The 23,593-nt window shown below is 68.2% G+C and carries 31 protein-coding genes; 25 read left to right on the top strand and 6 right to left on the bottom strand.

The window, feature by feature from the left end; translation table 11 throughout:
• From KA217_11405 to KA217_11395, 3 genes are all read left to right on the top strand, one after another.
• Positions 1-225: hypothetical protein (locus tag KA217_11405; protein ID MBP7713046.1), on the top strand; the 225-nt coding region annotated here is incomplete at its 5' end.
• Between the two features lie 105 nt (positions 226-330).
• Positions 331-708, top strand: a complete 378-nt coding sequence (locus KA217_11400) for a hypothetical protein (GenBank protein ID MBP7713045.1) — start codon at positions 331-333, stop codon at positions 706-708.
• A complete protein-coding gene (locus KA217_11395) occupies positions 705-1,340 on the top strand; it encodes a hypothetical protein (GenBank protein ID MBP7713044.1) in 636 nt (211 codons plus the stop codon). The genes KA217_11400 and KA217_11395 overlap by 4 nt, the downstream gene beginning before the upstream one ends.
• 447 nt (positions 1,341-1,787) lie before the next feature.
• Here KA217_11395 and KA217_11390 read toward each other — a convergent pair whose 3' ends face one another.
• The 3 genes from KA217_11390 to KA217_11380 all read right to left on the bottom strand — a co-directional run bounded on the left by KA217_11390 (position 1,788) and on the right by KA217_11380 (position 3,232).
• Entirely contained in the window at positions 1,788-2,051 is a 264-nt protein-coding gene (locus tag KA217_11390) for a Txe/YoeB family addiction module toxin (GenBank protein MBP7713043.1), read from the bottom strand.
• Positions 2,044-2,298: a type II toxin-antitoxin system Phd/YefM family antitoxin gene (locus KA217_11385; GenBank protein MBP7713042.1), complete on the bottom strand. Its 255-nt coding sequence runs from the start codon at positions 2,296-2,298 to the stop codon at positions 2,044-2,046. Before KA217_11385 ends, KA217_11390 begins: the two co-directional genes overlap by 8 nt.
• 358 nt (positions 2,299-2,656) lie before the next feature.
• Positions 2,657-3,232 carry a TMEM165/GDT1 family protein gene (locus KA217_11380; protein MBP7713041.1) on the bottom strand — a complete coding sequence of 192 codons (576 nt, stop codon included), beginning with the start codon at positions 3,230-3,232 and terminating at the stop codon, positions 2,657-2,659.
• Between the two features lie 229 nt (positions 3,233-3,461).
• On the opposite strand from KA217_11380, the gene KA217_11375 reads away from it, so the two are divergent.
• The 22 genes from KA217_11375 (at position 3,462) to KA217_11270 (ending at position 21,309) form a co-directional block, all read left to right on the top strand.
• Positions 3,462-3,872 (top strand): hypothetical protein, encoded by a 411-nt coding sequence (locus tag KA217_11375; protein MBP7713040.1) that lies wholly within the window; start codon positions 3,462-3,464, stop codon positions 3,870-3,872.
• 282 nt (positions 3,873-4,154) lie between these two features.
• Positions 4,155-4,433 carry a type II toxin-antitoxin system RelE/ParE family toxin gene (locus tag KA217_11370; GenBank protein MBP7713039.1) on the top strand — a complete coding sequence of 93 codons (279 nt, stop codon included), beginning with the start codon at positions 4,155-4,157 and terminating at the stop codon, positions 4,431-4,433.
• The gene (locus KA217_11365; GenBank protein ID MBP7713038.1) at positions 4,433-4,732 is read left to right on the top strand and encodes a HigA family addiction module antidote protein; all 300 of its coding nucleotides are present in this window, start codon (positions 4,433-4,435) and stop codon (positions 4,730-4,732) included. Before KA217_11370 ends, KA217_11365 begins: the two co-directional genes overlap by 1 nt.
• A gap of 713 nt (positions 4,733-5,445) precedes the next feature.
• A complete protein-coding gene (locus KA217_11360) occupies positions 5,446-5,628 on the top strand; it encodes a hypothetical protein (GenBank protein ID MBP7713037.1) in 183 nt (60 codons plus the stop codon).
• An 88-nt stretch (positions 5,629-5,716) separates the two neighbouring features.
• Positions 5,717-6,079: a LysR family transcriptional regulator gene (locus KA217_11355; GenBank protein ID MBP7713036.1), complete on the top strand. Its 363-nt coding sequence runs from the start codon at positions 5,717-5,719 to the stop codon at positions 6,077-6,079.
• Between the two features lie 186 nt (positions 6,080-6,265).
• The gene (gene modA, locus KA217_11350) at positions 6,266-7,090 is read left to right on the top strand and encodes a molybdate ABC transporter substrate-binding protein (protein ID MBP7713035.1); all 825 of its coding nucleotides are present in this window, start codon (positions 6,266-6,268) and stop codon (positions 7,088-7,090) included.
• 15 nt (positions 7,091-7,105) lie between these two features.
• The gene (locus KA217_11345; protein ID MBP7713034.1) at positions 7,106-7,882 is read left to right on the top strand and encodes an ABC transporter permease; all 777 of its coding nucleotides are present in this window, start codon (positions 7,106-7,108) and stop codon (positions 7,880-7,882) included.
• Positions 7,875-8,987, top strand: coding sequence for an ABC transporter ATP-binding protein (locus KA217_11340; protein ID MBP7713033.1), 1,113 nt, complete (start codon positions 7,875-7,877; stop codon positions 8,985-8,987). Before KA217_11345 ends, KA217_11340 begins: the two co-directional genes overlap by 8 nt.
• On the top strand, positions 8,984-9,256 hold the full coding sequence (locus KA217_11335) for a hypothetical protein (protein ID MBP7713032.1): 273 nt from the start codon (positions 8,984-8,986) through the stop codon (positions 9,254-9,256). The genes KA217_11340 and KA217_11335 overlap by 4 nt, the downstream gene beginning before the upstream one ends.
• A gap of 126 nt (positions 9,257-9,382) precedes the next feature.
• The gene (locus KA217_11330) at positions 9,383-10,594 is read left to right on the top strand and encodes a cation:proton antiporter (protein MBP7713031.1); all 1,212 of its coding nucleotides are present in this window, start codon (positions 9,383-9,385) and stop codon (positions 10,592-10,594) included.
• A complete protein-coding gene (locus KA217_11325; GenBank protein MBP7713030.1) occupies positions 10,594-11,010 on the top strand; it encodes a universal stress protein in 417 nt (138 codons plus the stop codon). The genes KA217_11330 and KA217_11325 overlap by 1 nt, the downstream gene beginning before the upstream one ends.
• A gap of 18 nt (positions 11,011-11,028) precedes the next feature.
• The gene (eno, locus tag KA217_11320) at positions 11,029-12,288 is read left to right on the top strand and encodes a phosphopyruvate hydratase (GenBank protein MBP7713029.1); all 1,260 of its coding nucleotides are present in this window, start codon (positions 11,029-11,031) and stop codon (positions 12,286-12,288) included.
• A 130-nt stretch (positions 12,289-12,418) separates the two neighbouring features.
• Entirely contained in the window at positions 12,419-15,103 is a 2,685-nt protein-coding gene (locus KA217_11315; protein MBP7713028.1) for an MFS transporter, read from the top strand.
• 265 nt (positions 15,104-15,368) lie between these two features.
• Entirely contained in the window at positions 15,369-16,283 is a 915-nt protein-coding gene (locus KA217_11310) for a transporter (GenBank protein MBP7713027.1), read from the top strand.
• A gap of 89 nt (positions 16,284-16,372) precedes the next feature.
• Complete coding sequence (locus tag KA217_11305; protein MBP7713026.1) at positions 16,373-16,699, top strand: molecular chaperone TorD family protein; 327 nt, start codon at positions 16,373-16,375, stop codon at positions 16,697-16,699.
• 312 nt (positions 16,700-17,011) lie between these two features.
• Positions 17,012-17,260: a hypothetical protein gene (locus tag KA217_11300; protein MBP7713025.1), complete on the top strand. Its 249-nt coding sequence runs from the start codon at positions 17,012-17,014 to the stop codon at positions 17,258-17,260.
• Entirely contained in the window at positions 17,247-17,519 is a 273-nt protein-coding gene (locus KA217_11295; GenBank protein ID MBP7713024.1) for a hypothetical protein, read from the top strand. The genes KA217_11300 and KA217_11295 overlap by 14 nt, the downstream gene beginning before the upstream one ends.
• Positions 17,407-17,745, top strand: a complete 339-nt coding sequence (locus KA217_11290) for a DUF433 domain-containing protein (protein ID MBP7713023.1) — start codon at positions 17,407-17,409, stop codon at positions 17,743-17,745. The genes KA217_11295 and KA217_11290 overlap by 113 nt, the downstream gene beginning before the upstream one ends.
• A gap of 476 nt (positions 17,746-18,221) precedes the next feature.
• The gene (locus tag KA217_11285) at positions 18,222-18,422 is read left to right on the top strand and encodes a hypothetical protein (protein ID MBP7713022.1); all 201 of its coding nucleotides are present in this window, start codon (positions 18,222-18,224) and stop codon (positions 18,420-18,422) included.
• A 312-nt stretch (positions 18,423-18,734) separates the two neighbouring features.
• On the top strand, positions 18,735-19,577 hold the full coding sequence (locus KA217_11280; GenBank protein ID MBP7713021.1) for a restriction endonuclease: 843 nt from the start codon (positions 18,735-18,737) through the stop codon (positions 19,575-19,577).
• Positions 19,578-19,719: 142 nt separating this feature from the next.
• Positions 19,720-20,751 carry a 5-methylcytosine-specific restriction endonuclease system specificity protein McrC gene (gene mcrC, locus KA217_11275; protein MBP7713020.1) on the top strand — a complete coding sequence of 344 codons (1,032 nt, stop codon included), beginning with the start codon at positions 19,720-19,722 and terminating at the stop codon, positions 20,749-20,751.
• 270 nt (positions 20,752-21,021) lie between these two features.
• The gene (locus KA217_11270; GenBank protein ID MBP7713019.1) at positions 21,022-21,309 is read left to right on the top strand and encodes a thermonuclease family protein; all 288 of its coding nucleotides are present in this window, start codon (positions 21,022-21,024) and stop codon (positions 21,307-21,309) included.
• A gap of 396 nt (positions 21,310-21,705) precedes the next feature.
• Here KA217_11270 and KA217_11265 read toward each other — a convergent pair whose 3' ends face one another.
• From KA217_11265 to KA217_11255, 3 genes are all read right to left on the bottom strand, one after another.
• Positions 21,706-22,038: a putative addiction module antidote protein gene (locus KA217_11265; protein MBP7713018.1), complete on the bottom strand. Its 333-nt coding sequence runs from the start codon at positions 22,036-22,038 to the stop codon at positions 21,706-21,708.
• Positions 22,035-22,355 (bottom strand): type II toxin-antitoxin system RelE/ParE family toxin, encoded by a 321-nt coding sequence (locus tag KA217_11260; GenBank protein MBP7713017.1) that lies wholly within the window; start codon positions 22,353-22,355, stop codon positions 22,035-22,037. The genes KA217_11265 and KA217_11260 overlap by 4 nt, the downstream gene beginning before the upstream one ends.
• Before the next feature lie 143 nt (positions 22,356-22,498).
• The coding region (locus tag KA217_11255; protein MBP7713016.1) for an AAA family ATPase at positions 22,499-23,593 on the bottom strand (1,095 nt) is incomplete at its 5' end.

The following is a 23,593-nucleotide window of genomic DNA, read 5'->3' as shown; positions in this document are numbered from 1 at the left end:
GGCCATGCTGCGCTCCTCTCTGCCCGGATCAGGGCTCGCAGCATGATCCCGAACACTCGCAGCATCAACAGTTTGCCGATCAATTCTCCTTATGACCCATCCACTCAAATGAGGGGATCCCTAAGGGGGTTCCCAACAGGTCGTGCTCGTCATTCCGTCGGCCTGTTCGACGATTTCGGCGACCTCGACGTCCTGCCCGACGATGGTCAGCCGGTGCGCCGCTGACGGGCGGTCTTCGGTCTCTTCCGAGCACCGTGGCGTTAGTAAAGAGCGACGATGATCCTCGCGCGCCTGCTGCTACCGCTTCTTCTACCGCTGTCCGGATGCGTCGTGCTGCCCATCCCGCTCGGTGAGGGGCACATCAGCGCCGGGCGCGAGGTCTCCCAGAAATCGCAGGGCATGCTGTTGGTCGGGGCCACGAGCCGCGCTGAGGCGCTGGAGCGCCTGGGCGAGCCGAGCGCGGTGTGGGACGACGCGGGCGTCGTCGTCTACGACTGGGACCGGGTGCGATGGCGGCTCCTGTGGGTGGTCGGTGGCCGTGGCGGCGGGGCCTTTGGAGCTACGGATCTGCCGGCCCACCACATGCTACTGCTGCAGTTCGACGCGTCCGGCATTCTGCAGCGCGCAGAGCACGCCGAGCGGCCCCCCGGCGTCACCTACGGCGCCTTTCTCCGCAACTGGGCCGCCACGGGGAACCAGGCTCCATGAAGGGCCTTATCGTCTTGCTGCTGGCAATGGCGCTCACCGGCTGCTGGCACATTGGTCTGCCCCTAGGGCAGGACGACCTGGATCAGGTGCGCACCGGCGCCCGCACCCTGCTGCTGCTGCGCCTCATTGGCACGGACCAGCACGGTAGCACCCGCCAACCGCTGATCGGCTCGTTCAGCGCCGACCCGATCGGCACTGGCTGGGGCGACTTCGAGAGCGGCGGCCAACCGCTGGCCTGGGTCCCCCACAGCCCCTCCGAAGCCGCATGGGCCGAAGGGTGGGCAAGCATGGTACTGCCGCCTGGTTACTACTACCTCGCCATACTGCCGCCGCGGCGCACCGACGCCTTCACGTACGCCGCGATGCTGGACCGGGCTCCGCGCTGGCGCATCGAGGTGCCTGCCGGCGCGCCAGTGGTCTATGCCGGGACCCTTTTCCTCGCGGAACGCTCTGAGCCTGGCCTGTTCTCCACTCTTTGGGTCGGCATCGACTATGACCGCTCAGAGGTGCGCGACGAGACGGCCGCCGCCACCGGGTTGGTGGCCCGCGACCTTCCGGCGCTGCCGCCCCCGCGCACGCGCCTTGCCGTGCGCCAAAGTGGCCCGGTCCGCCTCGGGGTGCCGCCGCCCTGACTGCGCTGAGCTGAAGCCGAGCAACTTCCGGAGGAAGCCCCCTGCCCTTCTTGCCCTAGGGGTCGACCGGTAGCGATCATCATCGCGCCACTACAGGTGCGGCAATTCGCAGGCTGACCTGGTCGCTGCTTGCGGCACTACCCCCCGTGGGGCTCCGCCCCGCTCCCAGCGGGCGCGGTGCACTGGCCCGACATTGGTCGGCTTCCTGAAGACTGCGTTCCCGGCGCCGGGTCCGGGTCGGCGCCCGGCCGCCGGCGCTGACCGTCAGTTATGCGTCTGACTCCGGACCTTCCAAGCCCGGCGGCTACCGGGTGGTCCCGACCCACAAGAGACGTTCCTCAAGGGCCTGAGCCGGCGTTCAGCCGCGGAACACGAAAATGCGGCGCGCAAGAACCGCGCCTTGGTCCTGCGCGCAGGGCCGAAGCCTACGATCCCCCTGCAAGCGGATCACTCGTAGTGATACCGGCAGGCGATGATGGCCAGCGTGCCCGCCTCGACGGCGTAGACCAGCCGATGGGTGTCGTCGATCCGGCGCGACCATAGTCCCGACAGATTCTCGCGCAATGGCTCGGGCTTACCGATGCCTTCGAAGGGATGGCGCATCGTGTCCTGAATGAGCAGATTGATGCGTTTGAGCGTCTTTCGGTCCTGTCCCTGCCACCAGACGTAGTCGGACCAGGCAGCCGCCGTCCAAAGCAGCCGGTCAGCCATCAGCGAGCGGGTGCGGCTCGAGCTTTCCCGCGCGAAGTTGTGCAAGCGATTGGGCCAGATGGGCGGCATTGGCCGGGGTCTTGAGCAGGTGCACGGTTTCCTGCCAGCTGTTGAACGTTTCCAATGACATCACGACGGCGTCCGCGGCATCGCGGCGCGTGATGATCGCGACGTCAGCATTGTCCACGACCTGGTCGATGACCTGCTTGAGCCGATTGCGTGCCTCAGAGAAGCTGATGATGCGCATGGAGAGATGTCCTGTATTTCGTACAAGTCTAGCGACCTGACGCTCACCCCGCAAACCGTGTTGGCTGCCATACCAGCCACGGCGGTATCTCGACGATACCTGATGGGGCGACCTCGCAGACGTCCGCAGGTGGCCGATCAGAGTCTGACCGTGCCCGGCGCCCCTGACCGCGGGGTTCCGGGTCCGCCCTGTCGGAGAACTTGACACCTGCCGAGGGGCGCCCAGCCCGGCCTGGCATCGGCTGCCGGGGTGGGGGTCCGCTTCGCGGCACTTCACTGCCGTTCGGGTGCCCGGTCGCACCGGCCGCCCTGGCCTCGGGCACCGACCTGACACGCGCTTTCTTGGTCGCCCCGACCGATCACCGGCCGAAGAGCCTCTCCGCTCCGAGCAGCATGGCGATGCCAAGGACGGCGAAAATCGCTGCCGCGATGAGGTGCACGAGGCGCACCGGCAGTCGTTCCGCGAGCCGGTCGCCCACGAGCACGGCTGGGACGTTCGCGATCATCATGCCCAGCGTCGTCCCGGCGACGACGGCCACCAGCGTCCGGTATTGCGCGGCGAGGGCAACGGTTGCGAGCTGTGTCTTGTCGCCCATCTCCGCGAGAAAGAACGCCACCAGCGTGGTGCCGAAGACCCCCAGGCGGGCGAGCTTGGTATCGTCTTCATCGAGCCTGTCCGGAATCAGCGTCCAGAGGGCCATCGCGAGGAAGGAGCCCCCGAGGGCCCACTGCAGGGTACGAGGTTCCATCAGCGACGTTAGCCAGGAGCCGAGGGCGCCCGCAAAGGCGTGATTCGCGAGCGTTGCGAGCAGGATGCCCATGATGATGGGCGTACGTTGGCGAAACTTCGCGGCGAGGACAAACGCGAGCAGCTGCGTCTTGTCGCCAATCTCGGCGAGGGCGACGATGCTGGCGGACATGAGGAGTGCTTCCACGGTAACTTCCAGGCCGGACCCAACCGATGACCACACTGCTCTCCGGCCGATCCAGAGACAGCGTGGTCAAAGGTCTTGCCATGCTTAGAAGCCGCCTGCGCCATGACCGACAGGTCAAGTGTGTTGACGCAAGCCCCGGCGATCAGGCCACGCCGGGCGGCTACTCCCCAATGACGCACCGGATCCTAGGTGACGTGGCAGCCTTCGTCCATCGTCCGTTGACGCCGGGGTGCTGGGGCAGGTCCAGGGGCTGCTGCGCCAGCCGGAGATGCTGATTGCGACCTGGAAGTCGGCGGCCCGGGCGCAGGCGGGGCGGGAGCTGGACGAGCCCCAGGCGGTGGTGGCGCTGCGGCGCACGGGGGAGGTCTGGGAGCAGCTCTTCCCGGAGGAGCTCTCGCGGCGCCTGGAGCTCGAGCCGGGCTGGGTCGCCGAGTTGCTGCGCCTGACGCTCCTTGCCCACGACCTCGTGGAGGCGGTCCTCGCGGGGCGCCAGCCGCGTCACCTCAACCTGCAACAGCTGCGGGGGCGCGGGGCGCACATCCCTTGGGACTGGGAGCGCCAACGTGAGCTCTTCGGGCTCCAGGCGGCCGAGGGGAAGGCAGGCGGGTCGGAGGAGGCAGGGCGGGGCAGGGGGCGGTGAGGGGGAGGCCCGGTGCGTGACGCAAAGCGGCCCCCTTTGTTGGGCGGGCAACGCGCGGCGCGAACCCGGGCCGACCCTCCCAGGTGATTTGGCGGTGTCGGCTAGCTTTACACCCTGGCGGCGGCTGGACCCGGCCAGGGAAGGGCGGGTCCCGACCCCAAGCGGTCGCTGACCGCGTCGACTCGTGTGGTCCCTGAGGAGCAGTGAGCCGACGTACCTCGTCTGGCATGCGGGCTTTGCCAGTCTCTGTCTTGATGTAACTTGCTGCGTTACACTAGACGCATGATTCGGAACTTCCGCCATAAGGGTCTGGAGCGGTTGTTCCGCGAGGACGACCGTAGCGGCGTGAGTGCAAAGGATGCCCCGAGACTGTTGAGACAGCTCGACCGGCTGGACGCCGCAACCCAACCCGAGGACATGGGCATGCCCGGTTGGGGCTTGCATCCATTGAAAGGTGACCGCAAGGGATTCTGGAGCGTGAAAGTGTCAGGCAACTGGCGCTTGACCTTCCGGATCACCGATGGCGACGCCTGGGACGTGACTCTGGAGGACTATCACTGATGCCCCGCAACCGAAAGCCCACGCACCCTGGGGCCATCCTCAGAGAGGACGTGCTACCGAGCCTTGGCCTCACCCAGGGTGAGCTTGCCGGGCGTCTCGGGGTGTCGAGGCGCACGGTTTCCGAGATCGTGCATGAGCGTCGACCTGTGACTCCCGATATGGCCCTGCGCCTCGCTCGCCTCCTCGGCGGGAGCGCCGAAAGCTGGCTGAACATGCAGCGGGCTGTCGATCTCTGGGAGCTGCAGCGTGGGCGCACGGAGGTGTATGACCGTATTGAGCCTGTTGCGAGCTCCGGCTAGCCACTTCGGCACGATACCCAAGCCATAACCACCGAGCCGGAAGAGTTCGGTTGCAGCTTTCCGCAGGTCCGCGCTAAGGCAACGCTGCCGTTCGCCGGAGGCGTGGGGCGCGACCGGTTGTGGCCGATCAGAGTCTGACCGTGCCCGGAGCCCCTGACTGCGGGGTTCCTGGTCCGCCCTGTCGGAGAACGTGACACCTGCCGAAGGGAGCCCGGCCCCGCCCGGCATCGGCTGCCGGAGTGGGGGCCGCCTTGCGGCACTTCACTGGCGTTCGGGTGCCTGGCCGTCCCACCCGTCCTGGCCCTGGGCACGGATTCGACGAGCGTCGGCCTCGAACGAGCACCGCACCGGGCGGGTCCCGGCGCTGGGGTCCCTGACGCCTGTGCGGTCCGGCCTTCCCGGGTGGGTGTCGGGAGCGCCCGTCGGTGCACTGCCCGTGCCGACGCCCCGCTCCCTCACCGAGTGCCAGCGGCTGCTGACCCCGGGGCCTCGTTCTCCGCCCACCGCCTTCCTGCCCATCGGATTTGCGCCGATGCCCTCGGTCGCCGGTTTTCTCACCGGTGGAAAGGCACCCTGCGGCATACGCGTCTCCGGGGCAGACGGGATCCTCCCCCGACGACTTCGCCCCGATTCCAGCGACTCCACCGACCCCACCCCGAGTGTCCATCGACATCTCCGCACGTCGTGGAATACCCTAACCATGGCAGCAGGTTGTGAGCTTCTGGAGCGGCCATGAATCTGTCCATCGGGCTGTCCGCACGGTCCTGGCGAGCCTGCTCGATTTCGGGCTTCTGACCTCGGCCAGCCCCCGGGCCCCGGTCGGCTTTTCGGTGCCGCTGGCGAGCCTGCGCTTCCTGTTTCCGGGGCTGTGGCCCGAGGCGGAGGTGGAGGGATGAGAAACAGCGGGGTCCACCTCAGAGGAGGCACGAGACTTGCCGTGCAGGCTGCTTGGGGCCCGGCGGCCATTTCCCGTAGCCTGTGCGCATGAACGCTACCGCAGACGAGCCTCGCGCCATCCTGGTGCGCCCTCGGATCTATATCGGCGAGCAGATCGCCATCGGCCCGGGCAAGGTCGACCTGCTGCGCAAGATCGGCGAGACCCGTTCCATCGCGGCGGCGGCGCGCTCGCTCGGCCTGCCTTACAAGCGCGCCTGGCTGCTTGTTGACACGCTCAACCGGGGCTTCGGCCGCACGGTGGTCGTCACGGCCTCCGGCGGCAAGCGCGGCGGGGGTGCGACCCTGACGCCGCTCGGCGAGGACCTCATCGCCCGGTACGACGCGCTGGAGCGGCGGCTGAACGCCGAGGCGACGACCGAGCTCGAAGCGGTGCGCGCCCTGGCGGACTGAGCCTCCCCAGCACCTGCCCTTCGTCGGGTCACCGCCTTGCACTTCGGACCTCGTTATGTCAGTTTTGACATCACGAGCGCGTGTGGGACCGGCCGTATAGGACTGACACGGCCCCCGTCCCGGACCGCTGTCCACCCCAACTGTCCACCCCGAAAGGAGTTCCCCGTGACACTCGCAAAGCTCCTCATGCCCTTCGCCGCCGTGATCTTTTCTTTCACCGCTTCCGCCGCCGAGCGCCTGCTCGTCTATGCCGGCGCCGCTTCCAAGCCGCCCACCGAGGAGGCGGCCAAGGTCTACGAGCGGAAGACCGGGGTCAAGGTCGAGGTGATCTTCGGAGGGTCGGGCTACGTGCTCTCGCAGATGAAGCTCGCCAAGCAGGGCGACCTCTACTTCCCCGGCTCCTCCGACTACATGGAGAAGGCCAAGCGCGACGGCGACGTGTTTTCCGAGACCGAGAAGGTGCTGGTCTACCTGGTGCCCGCCATCAACGTCTACAAGGGCAACCCCCAGGGTGTGCACAGCTTGAAGGACCTGACCCGCCCGGGGCTGCGGGTCGCCATCGCCAACCCCGAGGGGGTGTGCGTCGGCGCCTACGCGGTGGAGATCCTGGAGCGTGCGCTCACGGCCGAGGAACGGGCGGCCTTCAAGAAGAATCTCGTCAACTACACCGAGTCCTGCGAGAAGACCGCCACCGCCATCTCGCTGAAGATGGCCGATGCGGTGATCGGCTGGCGGGTCTTCCAGTACTGGGACCCCGAGCGCATCGAGACCATCCCGTTGCCGAAGGAGCAGGTCCCGCGGGTCGGCTACCTCCCCATCGCCGTCGCCAAGTACACCCAGGACCGGGCGGCGGCACAGGCCTTCATCGACTTCCTCACCGGTCCGGACGGCCAGGCGATCTTCGCCAAGTACCGGTACTTCGCCACGCCCGAGGAGGCCTTCGCGTGGATCGGCGAGAGCAAGCCGGTGGGTGGCGAATACACGGTGCCGGCCGACTGGCTGAAGAAGTAGGCGCGAGGCGACGCGATGAGCCTGCGCCGAGGGACCATCGGCGCCGCCCTGGCGGTGCTGGCCCTCTACGGCGGGCTCATCGCCTCGCTCGCCTGGTTTCTCGAGCCACCCGCCGTGCTCGGCGCGCTCGCCTCGGAGCGCACCCTGTTCTCGATCCGCCTCTCGCTGGTGGCGGCCACCGTCGCGACCCTGCTGGCCCTGCTGCTGGCCACCCCCGCGGCCTACGCGCTCTCGCGTTATTCCTTCCCGGGCAAGGAGGCGGCGGAGACAGTTCTGGAGTTTCCGATCATCGTCTCGCCGGCGGCGCTCGGCGCCATCCTGCTCATCTTCTTCAACAACCCGCTCGGCGAGTGGCTGCAGCAGAGCGTGGTGCGGTTCGTGTTCACCTTTGCCGGCATCGTGCTGGCGCAGTTCGTCACCATCCTGGGGGTCGCCGTGCGCATGCTGAAGGCCGCCTTCGACGAGGTGCCCGCGGAGCTGGAGACGGTCGCCCGCACCCTCGGCGCCAGCCCGGCGCACGCCTTCCGCACGGTGACCCTGCCCCTGGCCAAGCGGGGCCTGGTGGCGGCATTCATCCTCGCCTGGGCCAAGGCGCTGGGCGAGTTCGGGGCCACGCTGATGGTCGCGGGCACCATGGCGATGCGCACCGAGACCCTGCCCATCGCCATCTTCATGCGCCTGGCGAGCGCCGACATCGAGGGCACGGTGGCGTTGATCGTGGTGCTGGTCACGATCGGTCTCACGGCGCTGTACGCCGCCCGCCGGCTCCTGCAGGCCCGCGCCGATGCTTGAGATCGAGGGGCTGGAGGTCCACGCCGGCGACTTCGTGCTGCGCGACATCAATCTCGCCGTGGCCGAGGGCGGGTGCCACGCGGTGCTGGGGCCGTCCGGCTCCGGCAAGAGCACCTTGCTTGCCGCCGTGCTCGGGATCCGGCCGCCGGTCCGGGGCCAGATCCGGCTGGCGGGGCAGGAGATCGGCCGACTCGCGACCGAGCAGCGCGGCCTCGGCTATGTGCCGCAGGGGCTCGGACTGTTCCCGCACCTGAGCGTTGCCGAGAACCTGGACTACAGCGTGCGGGCGCGCCGGCTTCCCCCGCCGACCTACCGGCCGTTGCTCGACCGGCTGGTCGAGACCACGGGCATCGGGTCCCTGCTCGGACGCCGGCCGGCGACGCTCTCCGGCGGCGAGCGCCAGCGGGTGGCCCTGGTCCGGGCCCTGGCAACCCGCCCGCGCCTGGTGCTGCTGGATGAGCCCTTCGCGGCCCTCAACGAGAGCCTGCGCCGGGACCTCTGGTGGCTGCTGCGGTCCCTGGGGCGCGACCAGGGGCTCACCGTGCTGCTGGTGACCCACGATCTGACGGAGGCGTTCTTTCTCGCCGAGCGCATCGGCGTGCTCGTCGATGGCCGGCTGGAGCAGTGCGGAGCCCGCGAGCAGGTCTTCCGGCGCCCGGCAACGCTCGCCGTGGCCCGCTTTCTCGGCATCAAGAACCTGCTCCCGGGGGTGGTTCGAGATGGCGAAGGCCAGCAGCTGCGGGTGGACTGCCCGCTCCTCGGCGGCGTAGTGCCCCTGCCCGCGGGGGACACCAGGGCCGCGCCCGGTTCCCGGGTGATGCTCGGCATCCGGCCGGAGGAGATCGCCCTGCGCGATGCCACACACCCGCCCCACGACGGTGAGGTGGTGCTTACGGGCCGGTTCGATGTCAACGACTTGGGGGCAGAGACCCTGGTGCACTTTCACCACGACGCCTCGCCCCTGGTCCTGGAGCTGCGGGTGTCGGGGCGCGTGGCCCAGCGCTTCCGCCTGTTCGAGGGAGGCGCGGGGACCGCGGTGGGCCTGCCGGTGGAGGCGCTCTTCTGGGTGCCGGAGACAGGGACCACGAGTACAGCCGGGACATGACGGGACATCCTCGCATCGCCGCGCTTTTTCCCCCCGAGCCTCGGCACATCCCTGGCGAGCGCTGGGCCAACATCGCCCTGCGCGCGGCCCCCCTCGTCGGCGTGGCGGGCATGACCGGGGGCTTCTTGCTCGTGCACGACCCGGCGCAATGGCTCCCGTACTGGCACCTGACGGCCGCCACGGGGCTGGCGATGGCCGTCCTTCTGGCCAGTTCCCGTGACCGGCGCCTATACTTCCACCGCGTCACGGAGATGGCATTCCTCCCCTAACCGCCCCTCGGGCTGATGATGCCTACCGGGCCCTCGCGAGCGGGGGCGGTACGGCATCGGTCCAGGCCGAGCGTCCCGCAATCCTCGCAGAGACCTGCACAGGGTACGGCAGAGGAGGCGAGGACTGTGACGGACGTTTGGCTACTCGCGGCGCTGTGGCTCGGCCTCGCGCTCACAGCTACCCTCATCTCCATCCGGCTGCGCATCGCCACCGCGCTCTCCGAGATCGTGGTCGGGATCGTGGCCCAGCTCGCCATCGGCGCCCTGGTCGGCAGCGCCGCGTTGGGTGCCGACGAGTCCTGGATCAAGTTCCTGTCCGGGACCGGTGCGATCGTGCTCACCTTCCTCGCCGGCGCGGAGCTCGACCCCGTCGTCTTCCGCGCCCGCTGGCGCGAGGCCAGCGCCGTGGGGCTGGTCAGCTTCGCCGCCCCGTTCCTCGGCTGTGCCGCCACCGCCTATTACCTGCTCGACTGGGGCGCCCAGGCGAGCTGGCTCGCGGGGGTCGCGCTCTCGACCACCTCGGTGGCGGTGGTGTACGCGGTGATGCTCGAGTTCGGGTTGAACCAGACCGACTACGGCAAGACCGTGCTCGCGGCCTGCTTTGTCACCGACCTCGGGACCGTCGTGGCGCTCGGGCTCCTGTTCGCGCCCTTCACCTACCGGACCCTGGTGTTCGTCGCCGCGAGCGTCGTCGCCTTCACCGTGCTGCCCTGGCTGACGCCCCGGTTCTTCCGCCGCTACGGCGGGCGGCCCTCGGAGCTCGAGGCCAAGTTCCTGCTGCTGGTCCTGTTCGGGCTGGGCGGGCTCGCCGCCTGGGCCGACAGTGAGGCGGTGCTGCCCGCCTACCTGACCGGCATGGTGCTGGCCGGGACCGTCGGCAAGGATCACGCTCTCATCCGGCGCCTGCGCACCCTGACCTTCGGCCTGCTGACCCCGTTCTACTTCATCCGCGCGGGGTCGTTCGTGTCGCTCGCGGCGCTGGCCGCCGCGCCGGTCGCCTTCCTGGTCCTGCTCGGCTCGAAGATCGCGACCAAGATGCTGGGCGTCTACCCGGTCGCGCGCCGCTACGGATCGCCGCGCCGGGAGTCGATGTACACCACCCTCCTGATGTCCACCGGACTCACCTTCGGCAGCATCGCGGCGCTCTTCGGCCTCTCGCACGCTATCATCGACCAGACCCAGTACTCGCTGCTCATCCTGGCGGTCATCGGCAGCGCCGTGGTGCCAACGCTCATCGCCAACGCCTTCTTCCTGCCCCACCACCTGCTGCCGGCGACGCCCGAAGAGGCCGAGCGCGGCAGTGGCGCTCCCGGCACACCCGTCCAGGAGGTGCAGTGATGTTCCATCGAATTCTGGTCGCTGTGGACGGCTCGGACTCCGCCCTGAAGGCCTTCGAGGCCGCCGTCGACCTGGCGCGCAAGTATGGCTCGACCCTGGCCGTGCTGGCGGTCAGCCGGCCGCCGGAGTTCGCCGAGGACGTGGAGACCGAGGCGATCCTCGAGCACTCCCAGAGCTACTACCAGGGTGTGCTCGACGCCCTGCGGGCCCGCGCAGACACCGGCGACCTGGTGATCCGTTACGAGGTCGCGGTCGGCCACCCCGCGGAGAAGATCCTGGCCTGTGCGGAAAACGACCGGATCGACCTGATCGTGGTGGGCCACCGGGGCAAGTCCTTCCTGCAGCGTTGGCTGGTCGGCTCGGTGACCAAGCACGTGATCAACCACGCCCACTGCGCCGTGCTGGTGGTGCGGTAGCCCAGAGGAGAAAGGTCCATGCGTATCCAGTCCGTGCGAGCCCTTGAGGTCCTCGATTCCCGCGGCACTCCGACCCTGCGGGTCACCGTCGCGCTCGACAACGGGGTCAGCGGGACCTCGTCAGTGCCCTCCGGGGCCTCCACCGGCGAGAACGAGGCCGTCGAGCTGCGCGACGGGGACGCGCGGCGCTACGCCGGCAAGGGCGTCCTGCGGGCCATCGCGAACGTCAACGAGCGGCTCGGCCCGGCGGTCACGGGCATGGACCCGCGCCAGCAGGCCCGCATCGATCGGGCGATGATCGCGCTCGACGCCACCCCCACCAAGGCCCGCCTGGGGGCGAACGCGATCCTCGGTGTGTCCCAGGCCGTGGCCCGGGCTGCGGCCAGCGCCTGTGGCCTGCCGCTCTACGCCTACCTCGGGGGCACCGGCGCCGTCCGTCTGCCCGTGCCGATGGTGAACGTGTTGAACGGTGGCAAGCACGCCGATAGCAGCCTGGATCTTCAGGAATTCATGCTGGTTCCGCGGGGCGCGCCGAGCTTCTCGGAGGCGATGCGCTACGCGGTCGAGACCTTCAACGCGCTCAAGGCCATCCTGAAGGGCAAGGGCTACGCCACCAGCGTCGGCGACGAAGGCGGCTTCGCGCCGCAGGTCAAGAGCAACGAGGAGGCGTGCGAGCTGCTGGTGCAGGCGATCCGGCAGGCAGGCTTCGAGCCGGGGGGCGAGGTGGCGGTCGCGATCGACGCCGCGGCGAGCTCGTTCTATGAGGACGGCCGCTATCGGCTCACCCGCAGCGGGCAGGGCGACAAGACCAGCGCCGAGATGACCGCGCTCTACCGGGAGTGGCTCGACCGCTATCCGATCGTGTCCATCGAGGACGGGCTGGCGGAAAACGACTGGGAGGGCTTTCGCGACCACACCGCGGCGCTTGGCGACCGGGTCCAGATCGTCGGCGACGACATCCTGGTCACCAACACGCGCTTCATCACCCGGGCCATCGAGGAGAAGACCTGCAATGCCGTGCTGATCAAGCTCAACCAGATCGGTACCGTCACCGAGACCATCGAGGCGATCGAGCTCTGCCGCAAGGCCGGCTGGGGCTACGTGATCTCGCACCGCTCCGGCGAGACCGAGGACCCGTTCATGGCCGATTTCGCGGTGGCCATGGGCGGTGGGCAGATCAAGACCGGCTCGGTGTGCCGCAGCGAGCGCATGGCCAAGTACAACCGGCTGCTCGAGATCGAGGCCGAGCTCGGCGAGGCCGCGCGCTTCGGGCTCTGAGCCTTGCAGGTCGGGATACCATCGAGGTCTTGCTGACCCACCGTGCCCTCCAGATCCTGTGGGTCCTCGGCGCTCCGGCGACATCCCGGCTCCAGCCGTGCGGGTCCGCTGGGGCAGAGCGCACTGCCCCGTGATCCGGAGTCCGACCGACAGGCGCCCGGGACTGCGCGGCCTGCCGGGCACGGTCTGGCTGATCGGTCTGATCAGCCTGGTGAACGACAGCGCGAGCGAGCTGCTCTATCCGCTCCTGCCCCTGTACCTGTCGTCGGTGCTGATGGCCGGACCGCGGGCGCTCGGGGTCATCGAGGGCGTCGCCGAGGCGACCGCCAGCCTGCTGAAGCTCTTCTCTGGCGTGATGGTGGACCGCACGCGCCGGGCGAAGCCCTGGGTCGTGTCCGGCTACGGGCTGGCCGGGCTGACGCGGCCACTCATTGCCTTCGTCGCGAGCTGGCCGTGGCTGCTCGTCCTGCGCTTCGCCGACCGCGTCGGCAAGGGTCTGCGCAGCTCCCCGCGCGACGCCCTGCTGGCGGCGAGCGTTGGGCCCGGGCAGCGCGGGCTCGCTTTCGGTCTGCACCGGGCGATGGACAATGCGGGGGCGGTGATCGGCCCGCTCCTGGCCGCGCTGCTGCTGGCGGCCGAGATGCCGTTGCGGGACATCTTCCTCTGGTCGGCCCTGCCGGGGGCGGTCTGCCTGGCGCTGGCGCTTGCCCTCCGCGAGCCACGACACGAGGCCGCTCCCGCGCCCGTGCGCTTCGACTGGCGCCTGGAGGACATGCCGGCGGCGTTCAAGCGCTACCTGGTGGTGGTCGCGCTGTTCACCCTCGGCAACTCCTCCAACCTGTTTCTGCTCCTGCGGGCGCGGGAGCTGGGGGTGCCGGAGGCCCAGGTGCCGCTCCTGTGGGCCGCGGTGTCGCTGGTCGCCGCGCTGTTCTCGACGCCGCTGGCCGCGCTGTCGGACCGTTGGGGGCGCGTGCGCCTCCTGGTGGCAGGCTACCTGGCCTACGGCATCTTCTACCTTGCCCTCGGCACCCTGGTACAGGGTGGCCCGGTGCTGTTCGCGCTGTTCGCGTTCTATGGGCTGTTCATGGCCGCGACCGAGGGGGTGGAGAAGGCGCTGGTGGCCGACCTGGCGCCGGCGGGGCGACGGGGCACCGCCTTCGGCTGGTTCAACCTGACTGCCGGCGTGATGCTGCTGCCCGCCTCGGTGATCTTCGGCTGGCTCTACCAGTCACTCTCGCCGCTCGCCGCCTTCGCCTTCTCCGGCGCCTGCGCTCTCGCCTCCGCATCGCTGCTGGTGGCCTGGGCCGCAGCCACCGTCGAGGTCGAGTACACGAAGGTCTATGCCGGCAAGGAGGAGCGCATCAAGGAGGCCTACACGATCTACGCCGGGCCGGTGACCACCGACCCCGCGGGTACGCCGACCCAGCGCGGGGCTTTCTTCTCGAAGGCCAAGGTCAACAAGGTCGATCCCGAGTTCGCCGACCGCTTGTACTTCGTCAACAACTTCTTGCCCAAGGCCGGCAAGGGCACGCGCGCGGTCTGGAACAACCCCGTCGGCGGCGCGCTGGAGTGGAACTACTACCCGGTCAACTTCATCATCGACACGAAGGGCGAGATCCGCTGGGCGTTGAACGCGCAGCCCATCTACGACATCAACAGCATCTACAGGGCCGGCGTGATGATGGGCTTCAAGCAGGGCGCTGACGGCGCGCTGACCTGGGGCTACGGACAGCGCTACGTCAAGTACGACATCATGGGCAAGGAGATCTTCAACCGCCAGCTGCCCGCGGCCTACAACGACTTCTCGCACTCGCTGGACCTCTCGCCCAACGGCAACTACTTCCTGCGCGTGGGCAGCGCCAACTACAAGCGCTCCGACGGCAAGAACGTGCGCACCGTGCGTGACGTGATCGCCGAGATCGAACCCGCCACCGGCAGGGTGGTCGACGACTGGCGCCTGTACGAGATCCTTGACCCCTACCGCGACGTCAACCTCAAGGTGCTGGACCAGGGCGCGGTGTGCCTGAACATCGACGCCAACCTGGCCTCGCACACGATGACGGCCGACGACTTGGCCAAGCAGGACAAGGACGACAAGTTCGGTGACATCGTCGGCGTCGGTCCGGGCCGCAACTGGGCGCACGTCAACAGCGTCGACCACGACGCCGAGGACGACTCGATCATCATCAGCTCGCGTCACCAGTCGGCGATGATCAAGATCGGCCGCGACAAGAAGGTCAAGTGGATCGTCGGCAGCCCCGAGGCCTGGAAGGGCGAGCTGGCCACCAAGGTGCTGACGCCGGTGGACGCCAAGGGTCAGAAGATCAAGTGCGAGAACAGCAAGTGCGAAGGCGACTTCGACTGGACCTGGACCCAGCACACCGCGTTCAAGATCGACAGCATGTCCAAGGGGGACACCCTGTACCTGAGCGCCTTCGACAACGGCGACAGCCGCGGCATGGAGCAGCCGGCGCTGCCGAGCATGAAGTACTCGCGCGCGGTGGTCTACAAGATCGACCAGAAGAAGATGACCGTCGAGCAGGTCTGGGAATACGGGAAGGAGCGTGGCAACGCCTGGTACAGCCCGGTGACCTCGCTTACCGAGTACCAGGCCGACAAGAACTCGGTGTTCGTCTACTCGGCCGTCGCGGGTGCCGACTTCGACATCAGCACTGGCGCCTTCAAGACCGACCCGAACCCGTACATCGACGAGTTCAAGTGGGGCGCCAAGGAGCCTTCGGTGGAGATCCAACTGATGGACACCACCGGCTACCAGGCGATGCCCTTCAGCGTAGAGAAGGCGCTCGGGAAGTGAGGGCCTGACCGGGACGAGGGCGGCGCAAAGCGAGGCGCCGCCTCGTCCCGGCGCCCAGCCCGGCAGGTCGACGTTTCGGCCTCTGTGAGCCCCCGTTTCGACGGGCGCGGGGCACGGCGCGAAAGGCTTTCGTCAAGTTGGTTGATGGTCCGCGCCCCGGGTGGAGGGATCAATTTCCCGCCCAGGGCGCCTTTCTAGGCAAGCCGCGGTCATCCCCATGAAATCGACGCCCCTGGGACGGGCCCGGACAGCTGGAGGCAACAGAATGAAGACGTTTCTTTACAACCTGCCCGCCTGTTTGCTCATCGCCCTCTTCTCGATAAGCCCCGCGTCGGCGACGGCCGAGGAGACGGCTCGACCGGCGCCCAGGGCCTTCGGCGGCGTCGGCGCCGCCTGGGGTCCCGCCGGCGAGGGGGTGCCGGTCGGCAAATTCTCTGCGCTTCTCAATTACACCCATGCGGAAACCGACGGCATCCGGCTCCGTGACGATGAGCTTAACGACAACGTCAAGCTGACCAAGAACGTCGGGGTGGTCAAGTTCCGCTATGGTATTGCCCCGGGCTTGGATATCCGCAGCGCCACCCCGATCTACGATGTTAAAAAAGAGGTGCGCGCCACCAACGACACCGACCACTACGGTTTGATCGGCGATACCGCCGTCGCTCTGCACAAGGTGGTTATGAACCAGGCCGAAGGGGCCCCCTTCAGCCTCGCCTTCGATGCCGGCGTCATCCTGCCGACGGCGGACGGCGGGAAGAACAACAACGACTACACCGGAAACCAGGCCTGGGGCGCGGGGGGCGGGGTCGGCCTCACCTACTTCCTGGGGGCGAATCGTTTCGATCAGGAGTTGTACTACTACACCTTTACCGACGGTGAACACGATTACCGGAAGCCGAACATGTTCCGGGGCCTTACCGGCTGGGCCTACGCCCTGAGCAACGCGTTCGATGTCGGCGTGGAGTCGCATCTGGGCTGGGACGGCGAAAGTGAACGGTTCGACCGAAAGCAGAACGATGCCCGCTGGGAATGGTATGTCGGCCCCAAGGTCGTCTTCAAAAATCAGCCGACGGGCACCGTCATCGGCGTGCTGGTCACCCTGCCCGTCTACCGTGACTACGACAGCCCAACCCCTTCCGACGGTTATCGTTTCGAGGTCAAGCTGGTCAAGGTGTTCTGATTCCTGGCTCTATTGAATTTCACGTGGGTAGAGTCGCCGGCACGTAGGGGTTCAGTCGGGTGAAGTCGAGCTTGCCGGCGAGCAGGAAGATGACGGTGCGCATCCGCGCGTTCCTCGCCAGCCACGCGCTGGCGCTCCAGGCGCAGTTCCGCGAGCCAGCCGACCACATCGCTGTGCCGCTGGCGTATATGGCCTATGTTGCGGAGAAGCAGGCCGCCGGTCGCGATATCCCGGCGCTGGCGCGAGAGCAGGCCGAATTCCTGCGTGCCGCCCTCTTCGATTGGCTAGACCGCTTCGTCCATCGCTGCCAGCAGGCACGACCGAAGTTTGATGTCTACCCCGCCCTCGGCGCCCTGCTGCTCGGCTTCGTCCGCGCGGATCTGTCCTTTCTCGACGATGTCGCAGGGAGCGGCTAGCCGTCGGGGGGGGTCGAGGCCCGACCCCCGTCCCGGCCTGGGCCAGCGTGCCGTGGGCAGTGCCCCAAGGTTAAGGCCCAGCGATTTTCGAGCCGCATCGCTCCCCTGAGCACTTTCACGAGACAGCGCGCGGGCCGCGGCCAACGGCGAGGACCCGCGGGCGCGGGCTATGCGGGGCTACCCCTAAAACAAGAGGCCGCGTGGCCGGTGGCCTCTTCGTGGGTCGGAGCGCGGCGCTTGCGCGGACGGGAGGGCTAAGGCAGGGTGAGCCTATCCATTCGCCCTGAGGTGCGGAGCCGGCCTGTGAGCACAATCTCGAGAGCGATCGAGACGACGGGAACCCTCGACCCGCAGGGGCGCATCACGCTCGACCACCCGGTCACTGGGCTCGCGAAAGGTCCTGTCCGCGTGATCATCCTCCTGCCCGCTGGCGAGGAGCAGGAAGCGAGCGAGTCGGACTGGCTGCACGCGGCCGTACGTAACCCCGTGTTCGCCTTCCTGGCGGAGGAAGAGGACCTGTACTCGCCCGAAGACGGGCGGCCCTTCCATGACGCGGGGTAAGGTCGTGCTGGTGCCGTTTCCGTTCGACGACCTGTCTGCGACCAAGGTCTGCCCGGCGGTGTGCCTCACCGAGCCCGTCGGGGACCATCGTCATGTGGTGCTGGCCTTTGTCTCGAGCCGGCTCCCCACGCCGCTGCTCGAGAGTGATGTGGTCCTGCAGCCGGAGGCTCACTCGGAGACGGGGCTGCGCGTCTTCGGGCTCGGCGCACCTTCTGCTCCGGCGTCTGTCAGCGCGGCACCCGAGCCTTCCGCGCGTTGAGGGGCGCCGGGGGCGAGGGGCGAGACGCTCGTGGCAGCCCCGCCATCAGGCGTGGGCCGCCAGCGTCTTGCGCAAGCTCTCCGAAGGGGCAAGCGAGGCGGATCTGCTCGATGCCTACGCGTGGCTCACGCGCGAGGACATTCAGGCGGCCCTGGTATTCGCGGCCGACACCCTGGCCCACGAGGAAACGGTCCTGCTCGACGCGGTAGCCTCCGGTGACCGGTGACCGGTGACCGGTGACCGGTCACCGGTGAGCCCTCGTGCGGTTCCTGGCCGACGACGGCGAGCCTGGTGCGTGCAAGGACCGGGTACCCCTGCGGGCGGCGCCGCCCGCTGACGCCGTGCTGTCGGACCGCGGCCAGCCGGGAGGGGCTGGGCCACAAGGACCCGCGGCGTTTCCCTAACCGGTGCGGTGTCCTCGGCAACCGAGTCGGTTATGGGTCTACGTGCTATGTTAGCGCCGAAGTCCGCAGGCCGCGGAATGGGCAGACGGTGCGAGCCCGATGCCGACGAGCAGCGCCCGGGGGAACACGATCGGGACAGTCTTGCCAAAAGGCGGCGCAATTGATGACAGAGATGGAGTCCCGCTACTCCCAACCCGTCGCCAAACGTGTGGGGCCGCCGGCGGAAGAGGGCCCATCACGGCGCGCTCCCGGGTCCGGCGCGGAGCGCGGGAACCGTGCTGGGGCGCGATTCGGTCCGATGCTGCTCGCCGGCGCGCTGGTCGCGACACTTTCTGCCTGCGCAGGGCACGACTGGCAGCGCACGGGCTACGAGACCCTCGAGTCCTATGGCCAAGCCCAGTGCCGAAAGACCATGGGCGAGGCCTGCGAGGAACGCGAACCGTATGACCGCTACCAGCATAAGCTCAGGGAGTCCGAGAAGAAGGGATCTGACCGCTGAGTGAATCGCCCGAGATTTCCGAAGACGGGGAGGTCGGGCCTGCGCCTTGGCGGTAACCAGGCAGAGCTGGGGGGAGGTCCATCGGCTGAGGTTAGCGCCGCGAGGAACGTCGGCGCGCGGGGACTGTGGCGGGAGCCGACGCCAGTGGCGCCGGGGGGCACCGCGGGGACGCTGGTCCCCGACCCGCGCTGCTGTCCCGGCACTACGCGGACTCGCCTGGTCTCCGTATTCAGATCCAGCCCTCCTTCTCCGGCTCGGGCGGAATCGCAGGTGAGTAAGAGACGCAGGTGGGTCAAGCGTGAGAGGGCGACAGTGGCGAAGAGGCGAAAGACGGAACTTCTCGAAGATCTCCTCGAGATCGCAGCGATGCTGCCTTGGTGGGTGGGGCTCATCCTGGCGGTGGTGACGTACTGGCCCCTGCACCATTACGCAGCCGCCGAGGTGTCGACGAGTGTGGCGCCGGGCCAAGTCGGTCAGCTTGTGACTGGCCAGTTCATAAGGACGCTCGCCTCGGTTGGGCAATACCTTATACCCGGTGCGCTCGCCGTCGGGGCGGCGGTGTCCTTCCTGGGGCGCCGTAAGCGGGCAGCCCTGGTCACCGACCTCGGGGGGGACCCCTCCGGCGGGACGTTGCGATCGATGTCATGGCAGGATTTCGAGCTGCTGGTCGGAGAGCTTTTTCGGCGACGGGGCTATACGGTGCTCGAGACCGGTGGGGGTGGCGCGGATGGCGGCGTCGACCTCAAGCTGCGCAAGGACAACGAGACCTTTCTTGTGCAGTGCAAGCAGTGGCGCGCCTACAAGGTCTCGGTGAACGTCGTGCGGGAGTTGCTGGGTGCGATGGTGGCCGAGGGGGCTCCGGGGGGCTTCGTGGTGACCTCGGGGGTCTTCACGGCAGAGGCGCGGGACTTCGCGAGGGGGCGCAACATCGAACTGATCGACGGCGCCGGGCTGAGCGCGATGGTCGGCAAGGTGCGGAGGAGCTCGGTGACCGCCCAGCCTTCAGCGGGAACGGGTGACGCAAGCGGGCCGCGATGCCCCGTGTGCGGCAGACCGATGGTCAGGCGCGTTGCCCGGCAGGGGACTAAGGCGGGTCAGGCCTTCTGGGGTTGCTCGAGCTACCCGCAGTGCCGCGGTGTCCGGGCGATCGAGTGAGAGGAATCCGAAGAAGCTGTGCCTGATGATCGCAGAACGCGCGACAGGGGACCGCGCGGCTTGCATGGTGCGCGATGACGAGCCTCGCGCCGGCTTGACCTTGGTAGGAGATATGACTTGCGGATTCCGAACATAAGATTTCTTGGAACAGGGGGCCCGAGAGCTGAGTTCGACATTCACCGACCCGAGGGAGGTACGTCCGTTATTGAGGTGTCGGGACTCGTTGTGCCATGCGGTGGAGGAGCGACAGCGTCGTCGCTTGAGTCTCGGTTACCGTCCTCGCGAGGCAGTGACCCATCGGGCGCGTGGCCGGATAGATGTATTGAGGAGCGAGCACCATCAGTTGCTGGAGCGGGGCTTGGTGGCGTGCCGGTTCGACGAGCTCACCATCGACACAGCCCGTAATCGCTTCGTGCGTGCAGCCCTGGAGTCAGTCTCCAGGGTCGTACGGAGGAGGGAGGTAGCCCATCGTTGCCGCGCACTTGCGAGTGGCATGAAGGCGATGGGTGTGTCGGGCGAGGCGCCGACCCGTGCCGAGATGAGCACAGACCGTGTGGGCCGCAACGATGCGGGCGACCGGGTGATGGTGGCAGCCGCGAAGCTTGCGTTCGATCTTGCGCTTCCCACGGAGGCGGTTGGCGCAGATGTCCTTCCGGCAGCCGATCGGGAGGAGACCTGGGTACGTCGCCTGTTTGAGCGCGCAGTGGGTGGTTTCTATGACGTGGCGTTGAGCCCGCAAGGGTGGCGGGTGCTGCGCGGCGGCACGATGGGCTGGCAGATTGAGCAGAAGACGGCGGGGATCGATAAGATCCTCCCGAGCATGCGAACGGATGTGGTGCTGGACCACCCCTCATCAGCACGTCGTATCGTCATTGACACCAAGTTCACGTCGATCGTGACAGGCCGCTGGTACCGCAAGGAAGTCCTTCGCAGCGGATACCTGTATCAGATATACGCCTATCTGCGGTCGCAGGTGGGGCGGGGGGACAGGCTTGCCGATTGTGCGAGTGGAGTGCTGCTGCATCCGGCGATTGGGGAGGCGGTTGATGAGAGTGTGGTGATCCAGGGACACCAGATTCGGTTTGCGACCGTGGACTTGAAGGCATCGCCTGCGGAGATACGGTCTCGTTTGCTGCAGCTTTGTGCGGAAGGACAATTGTTGCCCCGGTCATAGCGGCAGCGTTTGTAAGACGATCCGGTCTGCCACCAGGGCCCTTGCGGGGGCCCGGGCGAGACTGGGAAGCCGTCGGCGAGGACCCGGACCAGGCCGTCCTCGAACAGCACGCGCTCCAGGGCCGGATGACAGAAGGGGCAGGGGGCGGTCACGCAGGGTCTCCAGTCGTGCCACGTAGGCTGGACCTGATCGTAGCCACTTTCGACGGTCTCAGCCTCAGCCTCAGGGCTTTGCCAGGCGCGGCCTGGTTCGAGAGTTAAGGCACTCACGATGAGCCTCCTCTTCCTGTCCCTGGCCGTCCCCCCCTCGGTCTCCGCCGATCTCCTCGAAGGCCGCGTCGTCCGCATCGCCGACGGCGACACCCTGACCGTGCTCGACGCCGACCAGGTCCAGCACCGCGTCCGCCTCGCCGGTATCGACGCCCCGGAGAAGGCTCAGCCCTTCAGCGAGCGCTCGAAGCAGAACCTCGCTCGCCTCGTCGCCGGCAAGGCGGTCGAGGTCCGCTGGCACACGTGGGACCGCTACGGCCAGGTGGTCGACCAGTTGGGGCGGCAGTGAGGAAGCCAGCAACCCCTCTCACCCCTTAACGTATCCGGCCCTGAATCCTGTCCAGCGATCGGGGTCCACCTCAGTTCCCGCCGGTCCCCAGGGTGCTGCGGGTAGCACGTCGCCGGGCCCCGCGCCGAACTCCGGAGACGGCATCCCCGATGGCAGTGGCTTCGAGGAAGACGACCTTCCGCCGTTCTGATATCTGCCGACGCGGACTGCGGGCAGCACCCGTGGTTCGCGGATCACGGTGCCGCCGGCTCACGGGGAAGGCACCGGAGAAGACAAGGCACCAGGCGCTCGGCAGTTGAGCGAGCCGGCGGTAACCCTGCCACACCCCGCCCCGGGGCGACCCGCGGCGGGGTGCTCCGTCTCCGCACCCTCTCGGCCCGGGACCTTCGGTCGTGATCAGGCGATGACGTGCCGGTCCGCCTCCACCGAGAGCTTGAGCCCCACGGCTTTCAGCACCGCCAGCAGGGTCTTCAGCGTGGGATTGCCCTTCGGCGACAGGGCGCGGTAGAGCGACTCCCGGCTGATCCCCGCATCGGCGGCGATGGCGCCCAGACCGCCGTAGGCCTCCGCGACCGTGCGCAGCGCCAGCAGCCCCGCGGCCCGATCCTCCGGATCGTCCAGAGACGCCAGGGCCGCTTTGAGGTACGCCACCGCAAGTTCACGATCGGCGCGCAGCTCCGCCACCTCGCGGTCGTGGTGCGAGACTGCCCCGCGGTAGGTCTTGCTCATGCCTGCCTCTGCTTCCAATCCAACCAGTACGTCTTCGCCAAGCGGATGTCGGCGGCCTGGGTCCTCTTGGTGCCGCCGCATAACAAGATCACGACCATCCGACCGTGGCGGGCGAAGTACACCCGATAACCCGGGCCGAGGTGCTCCCGGAGCTCGAGCACGCCGTCGCCGACCGGCTCGCAATCCCCGAAGATCCCGGCCTCCAGCCGCTTGAGTCGCAGACGCACCTTGGCCTGCGCCTGCTTGTCGCGGATCGACGCCAGCCATTCAGTCGCCGGCTCCCTGCCTTCGCTGCGCTGGTAGCGGAAGACGTCCATTGTCGGAACCAAGTGTAGTTTTTAAGCTACGACCGAGCAAGGCGCCAGGGTCGGCGCGCCCTCCGGCGTCCTTCTCGGTGACCAGGGTAGTCCGCGGGCGGGGGAGGAGGGGGACGGCAGGGTGCCGGATGCCCTGAGGGAGGCTACAGGGGTCGCCCCTGCTGACCGACTACAGCGGGGACAGCCTCTACCCGAGGGGAGATCCCCATGCTCCGCCACGCAGTGCTCATCGTGACCCTGCCGCTCGTGCTCACCGCGTGTGGTGTCGGCGAGACCGCGGCGACCGCGGCCGTCGGCGGGGCGTCGACCGCGACCGGCGCCGCGCAGGCCCGGCAGGTGCTCGACGCCGTCAACCAGCAGCTCGATCTCGGCGCCCGGGAGGCGGAGGAGCGGCTGCGCGCGGCGGAGGCGGCGAGCCAGTAGGAGACCGGGGGTTCAGGCCTCGTTCCGGGCGACGACGCAGGATGGGTCACACCATGCCCAGGGCTGGCTCGGGTCGTAGAAGTGCTGTCCCCGCGCGAGCTCTGGGTGATCCGCGTGGCTGGGTAGCGGGCCAGCATCGCGGGGTGGGCGAAAAACTCCGTGCCCTCCCGGCGGCCGCGACCCACCATGGCGTAGCTCAGGTCGAGCAGCGGTCCGTTCGGGTTCACCAGCAACTCGACCCCGCTCTGGTCGTTCGAGGGCGGGTTCATCGCCGCCCAGCGGTAGCGCGGGCGCAGCAGGGGGATCCCCTGCACCCGGCGCTCGTGCACCAGCGAGAACAGCCGGTTCTGGTGCTCGGGCTTGCAGCGGCTCACCTCGTCGATCAGCACCGACTCGGCGCCCCACACCGTGGCCGGGGTTTCCAGGAACTTGACGCCGCCACTCTCCGGGTCGGGGTAAGGGAAGCCCACCAGGTCGTCGAAGGAAATCAGGCTCGCGTTGTAGTGCCGGTGCTCCAGCTCCAGGGCCTCGGAGAGGCTGTTCAGCAGGTAGGTCTTGCCGGTGCCGGAGCGGCCGATCAGGAGCAGCGGGTCCTCGGAGACGAGCGCCGCCAGGACCACCGGCTCGTAGCGGTCGAAGCCGAAGACCCCGAGGCGGGTGAGGAAGGAGGGCTCCGGGGGAGCGCTCCGGACAGCCGACGCTTTAGCAGCACTTGATGGATCGCCCTGCAAGTTGTCGCTTAACTCGGCGATCGGCATGCGCCCCGGGGGACGCACCCGCGGCACCCGGGATCTCCGGGGCCGGAAAACAAAAAA

Source organism: Gammaproteobacteria bacterium (assembly GCA_017999615.1).
In the GTDB taxonomy this organism is placed as follows: domain Bacteria; phylum Pseudomonadota; class Gammaproteobacteria; order JAABTG01; family JAABTG01; genus JAGNLM01.
The sequence above is the reverse complement of the archived record's forward strand: the minus strand, read 5'-3'. Positions and strand labels throughout refer to the sequence as shown.

Coding starts and splice junctions, on each gene's coding strand:
- KA217_11285 (MBP7713022.1), top strand. CDS start 18,222: ATGCTGCTCGCCGGCGCGCTGGTCGCGACACTTTCTGCCTGCGCAGGG.
- KA217_11270 (MBP7713019.1), top strand. CDS start 21,022: ATGAGCCTCCTCTTCCTGTCCCTGGCCGTCCCCCCCTCGGTCTCCGCC.
- eno (MBP7713029.1), top strand. CDS start 11,029: ATGCGTATCCAGTCCGTGCGAGCCCTTGAGGTCCTCGATTCCCGCGGC.
- KA217_11385 (MBP7713042.1), bottom strand. CDS start 2,298: ATGCGCATCATCAGCTTCTCTGAGGCACGCAATCGGCTCAAGCAGGTC.
- KA217_11305 (MBP7713026.1), top strand. CDS start 16,373: ATGACGGTGCGCATCCGCGCGTTCCTCGCCAGCCACGCGCTGGCGCTC.
- KA217_11295 (MBP7713024.1), top strand. CDS start 17,247: ATGACGCGGGGTAAGGTCGTGCTGGTGCCGTTTCCGTTCGACGACCTG.
- KA217_11325 (MBP7713030.1), top strand. CDS start 10,594: ATGTTCCATCGAATTCTGGTCGCTGTGGACGGCTCGGACTCCGCCCTG.
- KA217_11340 (MBP7713033.1), top strand. CDS start 7,875: ATGCTTGAGATCGAGGGGCTGGAGGTCCACGCCGGCGACTTCGTGCTG.
- KA217_11365 (MBP7713038.1), top strand. CDS start 4,433: ATGCCCCGCAACCGAAAGCCCACGCACCCTGGGGCCATCCTCAGAGAG.
- KA217_11390 (MBP7713043.1), bottom strand. CDS start 2,051: ATGGCTGACCGGCTGCTTTGGACGGCGGCTGCCTGGTCCGACTACGTC.
- modA (MBP7713035.1), top strand. CDS start 6,266: ATGCCCTTCGCCGCCGTGATCTTTTCTTTCACCGCTTCCGCCGCCGAG.
- KA217_11310 (MBP7713027.1), top strand. CDS start 15,369: ATGAAGACGTTTCTTTACAACCTGCCCGCCTGTTTGCTCATCGCCCTC.
- KA217_11335 (MBP7713032.1), top strand. CDS start 8,984: ATGACGGGACATCCTCGCATCGCCGCGCTTTTTCCCCCCGAGCCTCGG.
- KA217_11290 (MBP7713023.1), top strand. CDS start 17,407: ATGTGGTCCTGCAGCCGGAGGCTCACTCGGAGACGGGGCTGCGCGTCT.
- KA217_11370 (MBP7713039.1), top strand. CDS start 4,155: ATGATTCGGAACTTCCGCCATAAGGGTCTGGAGCGGTTGTTCCGCGAG.
- KA217_11345 (MBP7713034.1), top strand. CDS start 7,106: ATGAGCCTGCGCCGAGGGACCATCGGCGCCGCCCTGGCGGTGCTGGCC.
- KA217_11265 (MBP7713018.1), bottom strand. CDS start 22,038: ATGAGCAAGACCTACCGCGGGGCAGTCTCGCACCACGACCGCGAGGTG.
- KA217_11395 (MBP7713044.1), top strand. CDS start 705: ATGAAGGGCCTTATCGTCTTGCTGCTGGCAATGGCGCTCACCGGCTGC.
- KA217_11260 (MBP7713017.1), bottom strand. CDS start 22,355: ATGGACGTCTTCCGCTACCAGCGCAGCGAAGGCAGGGAGCCGGCGACT.
- KA217_11355 (MBP7713036.1), top strand. CDS start 5,717: ATGAACGCTACCGCAGACGAGCCTCGCGCCATCCTGGTGCGCCCTCGG.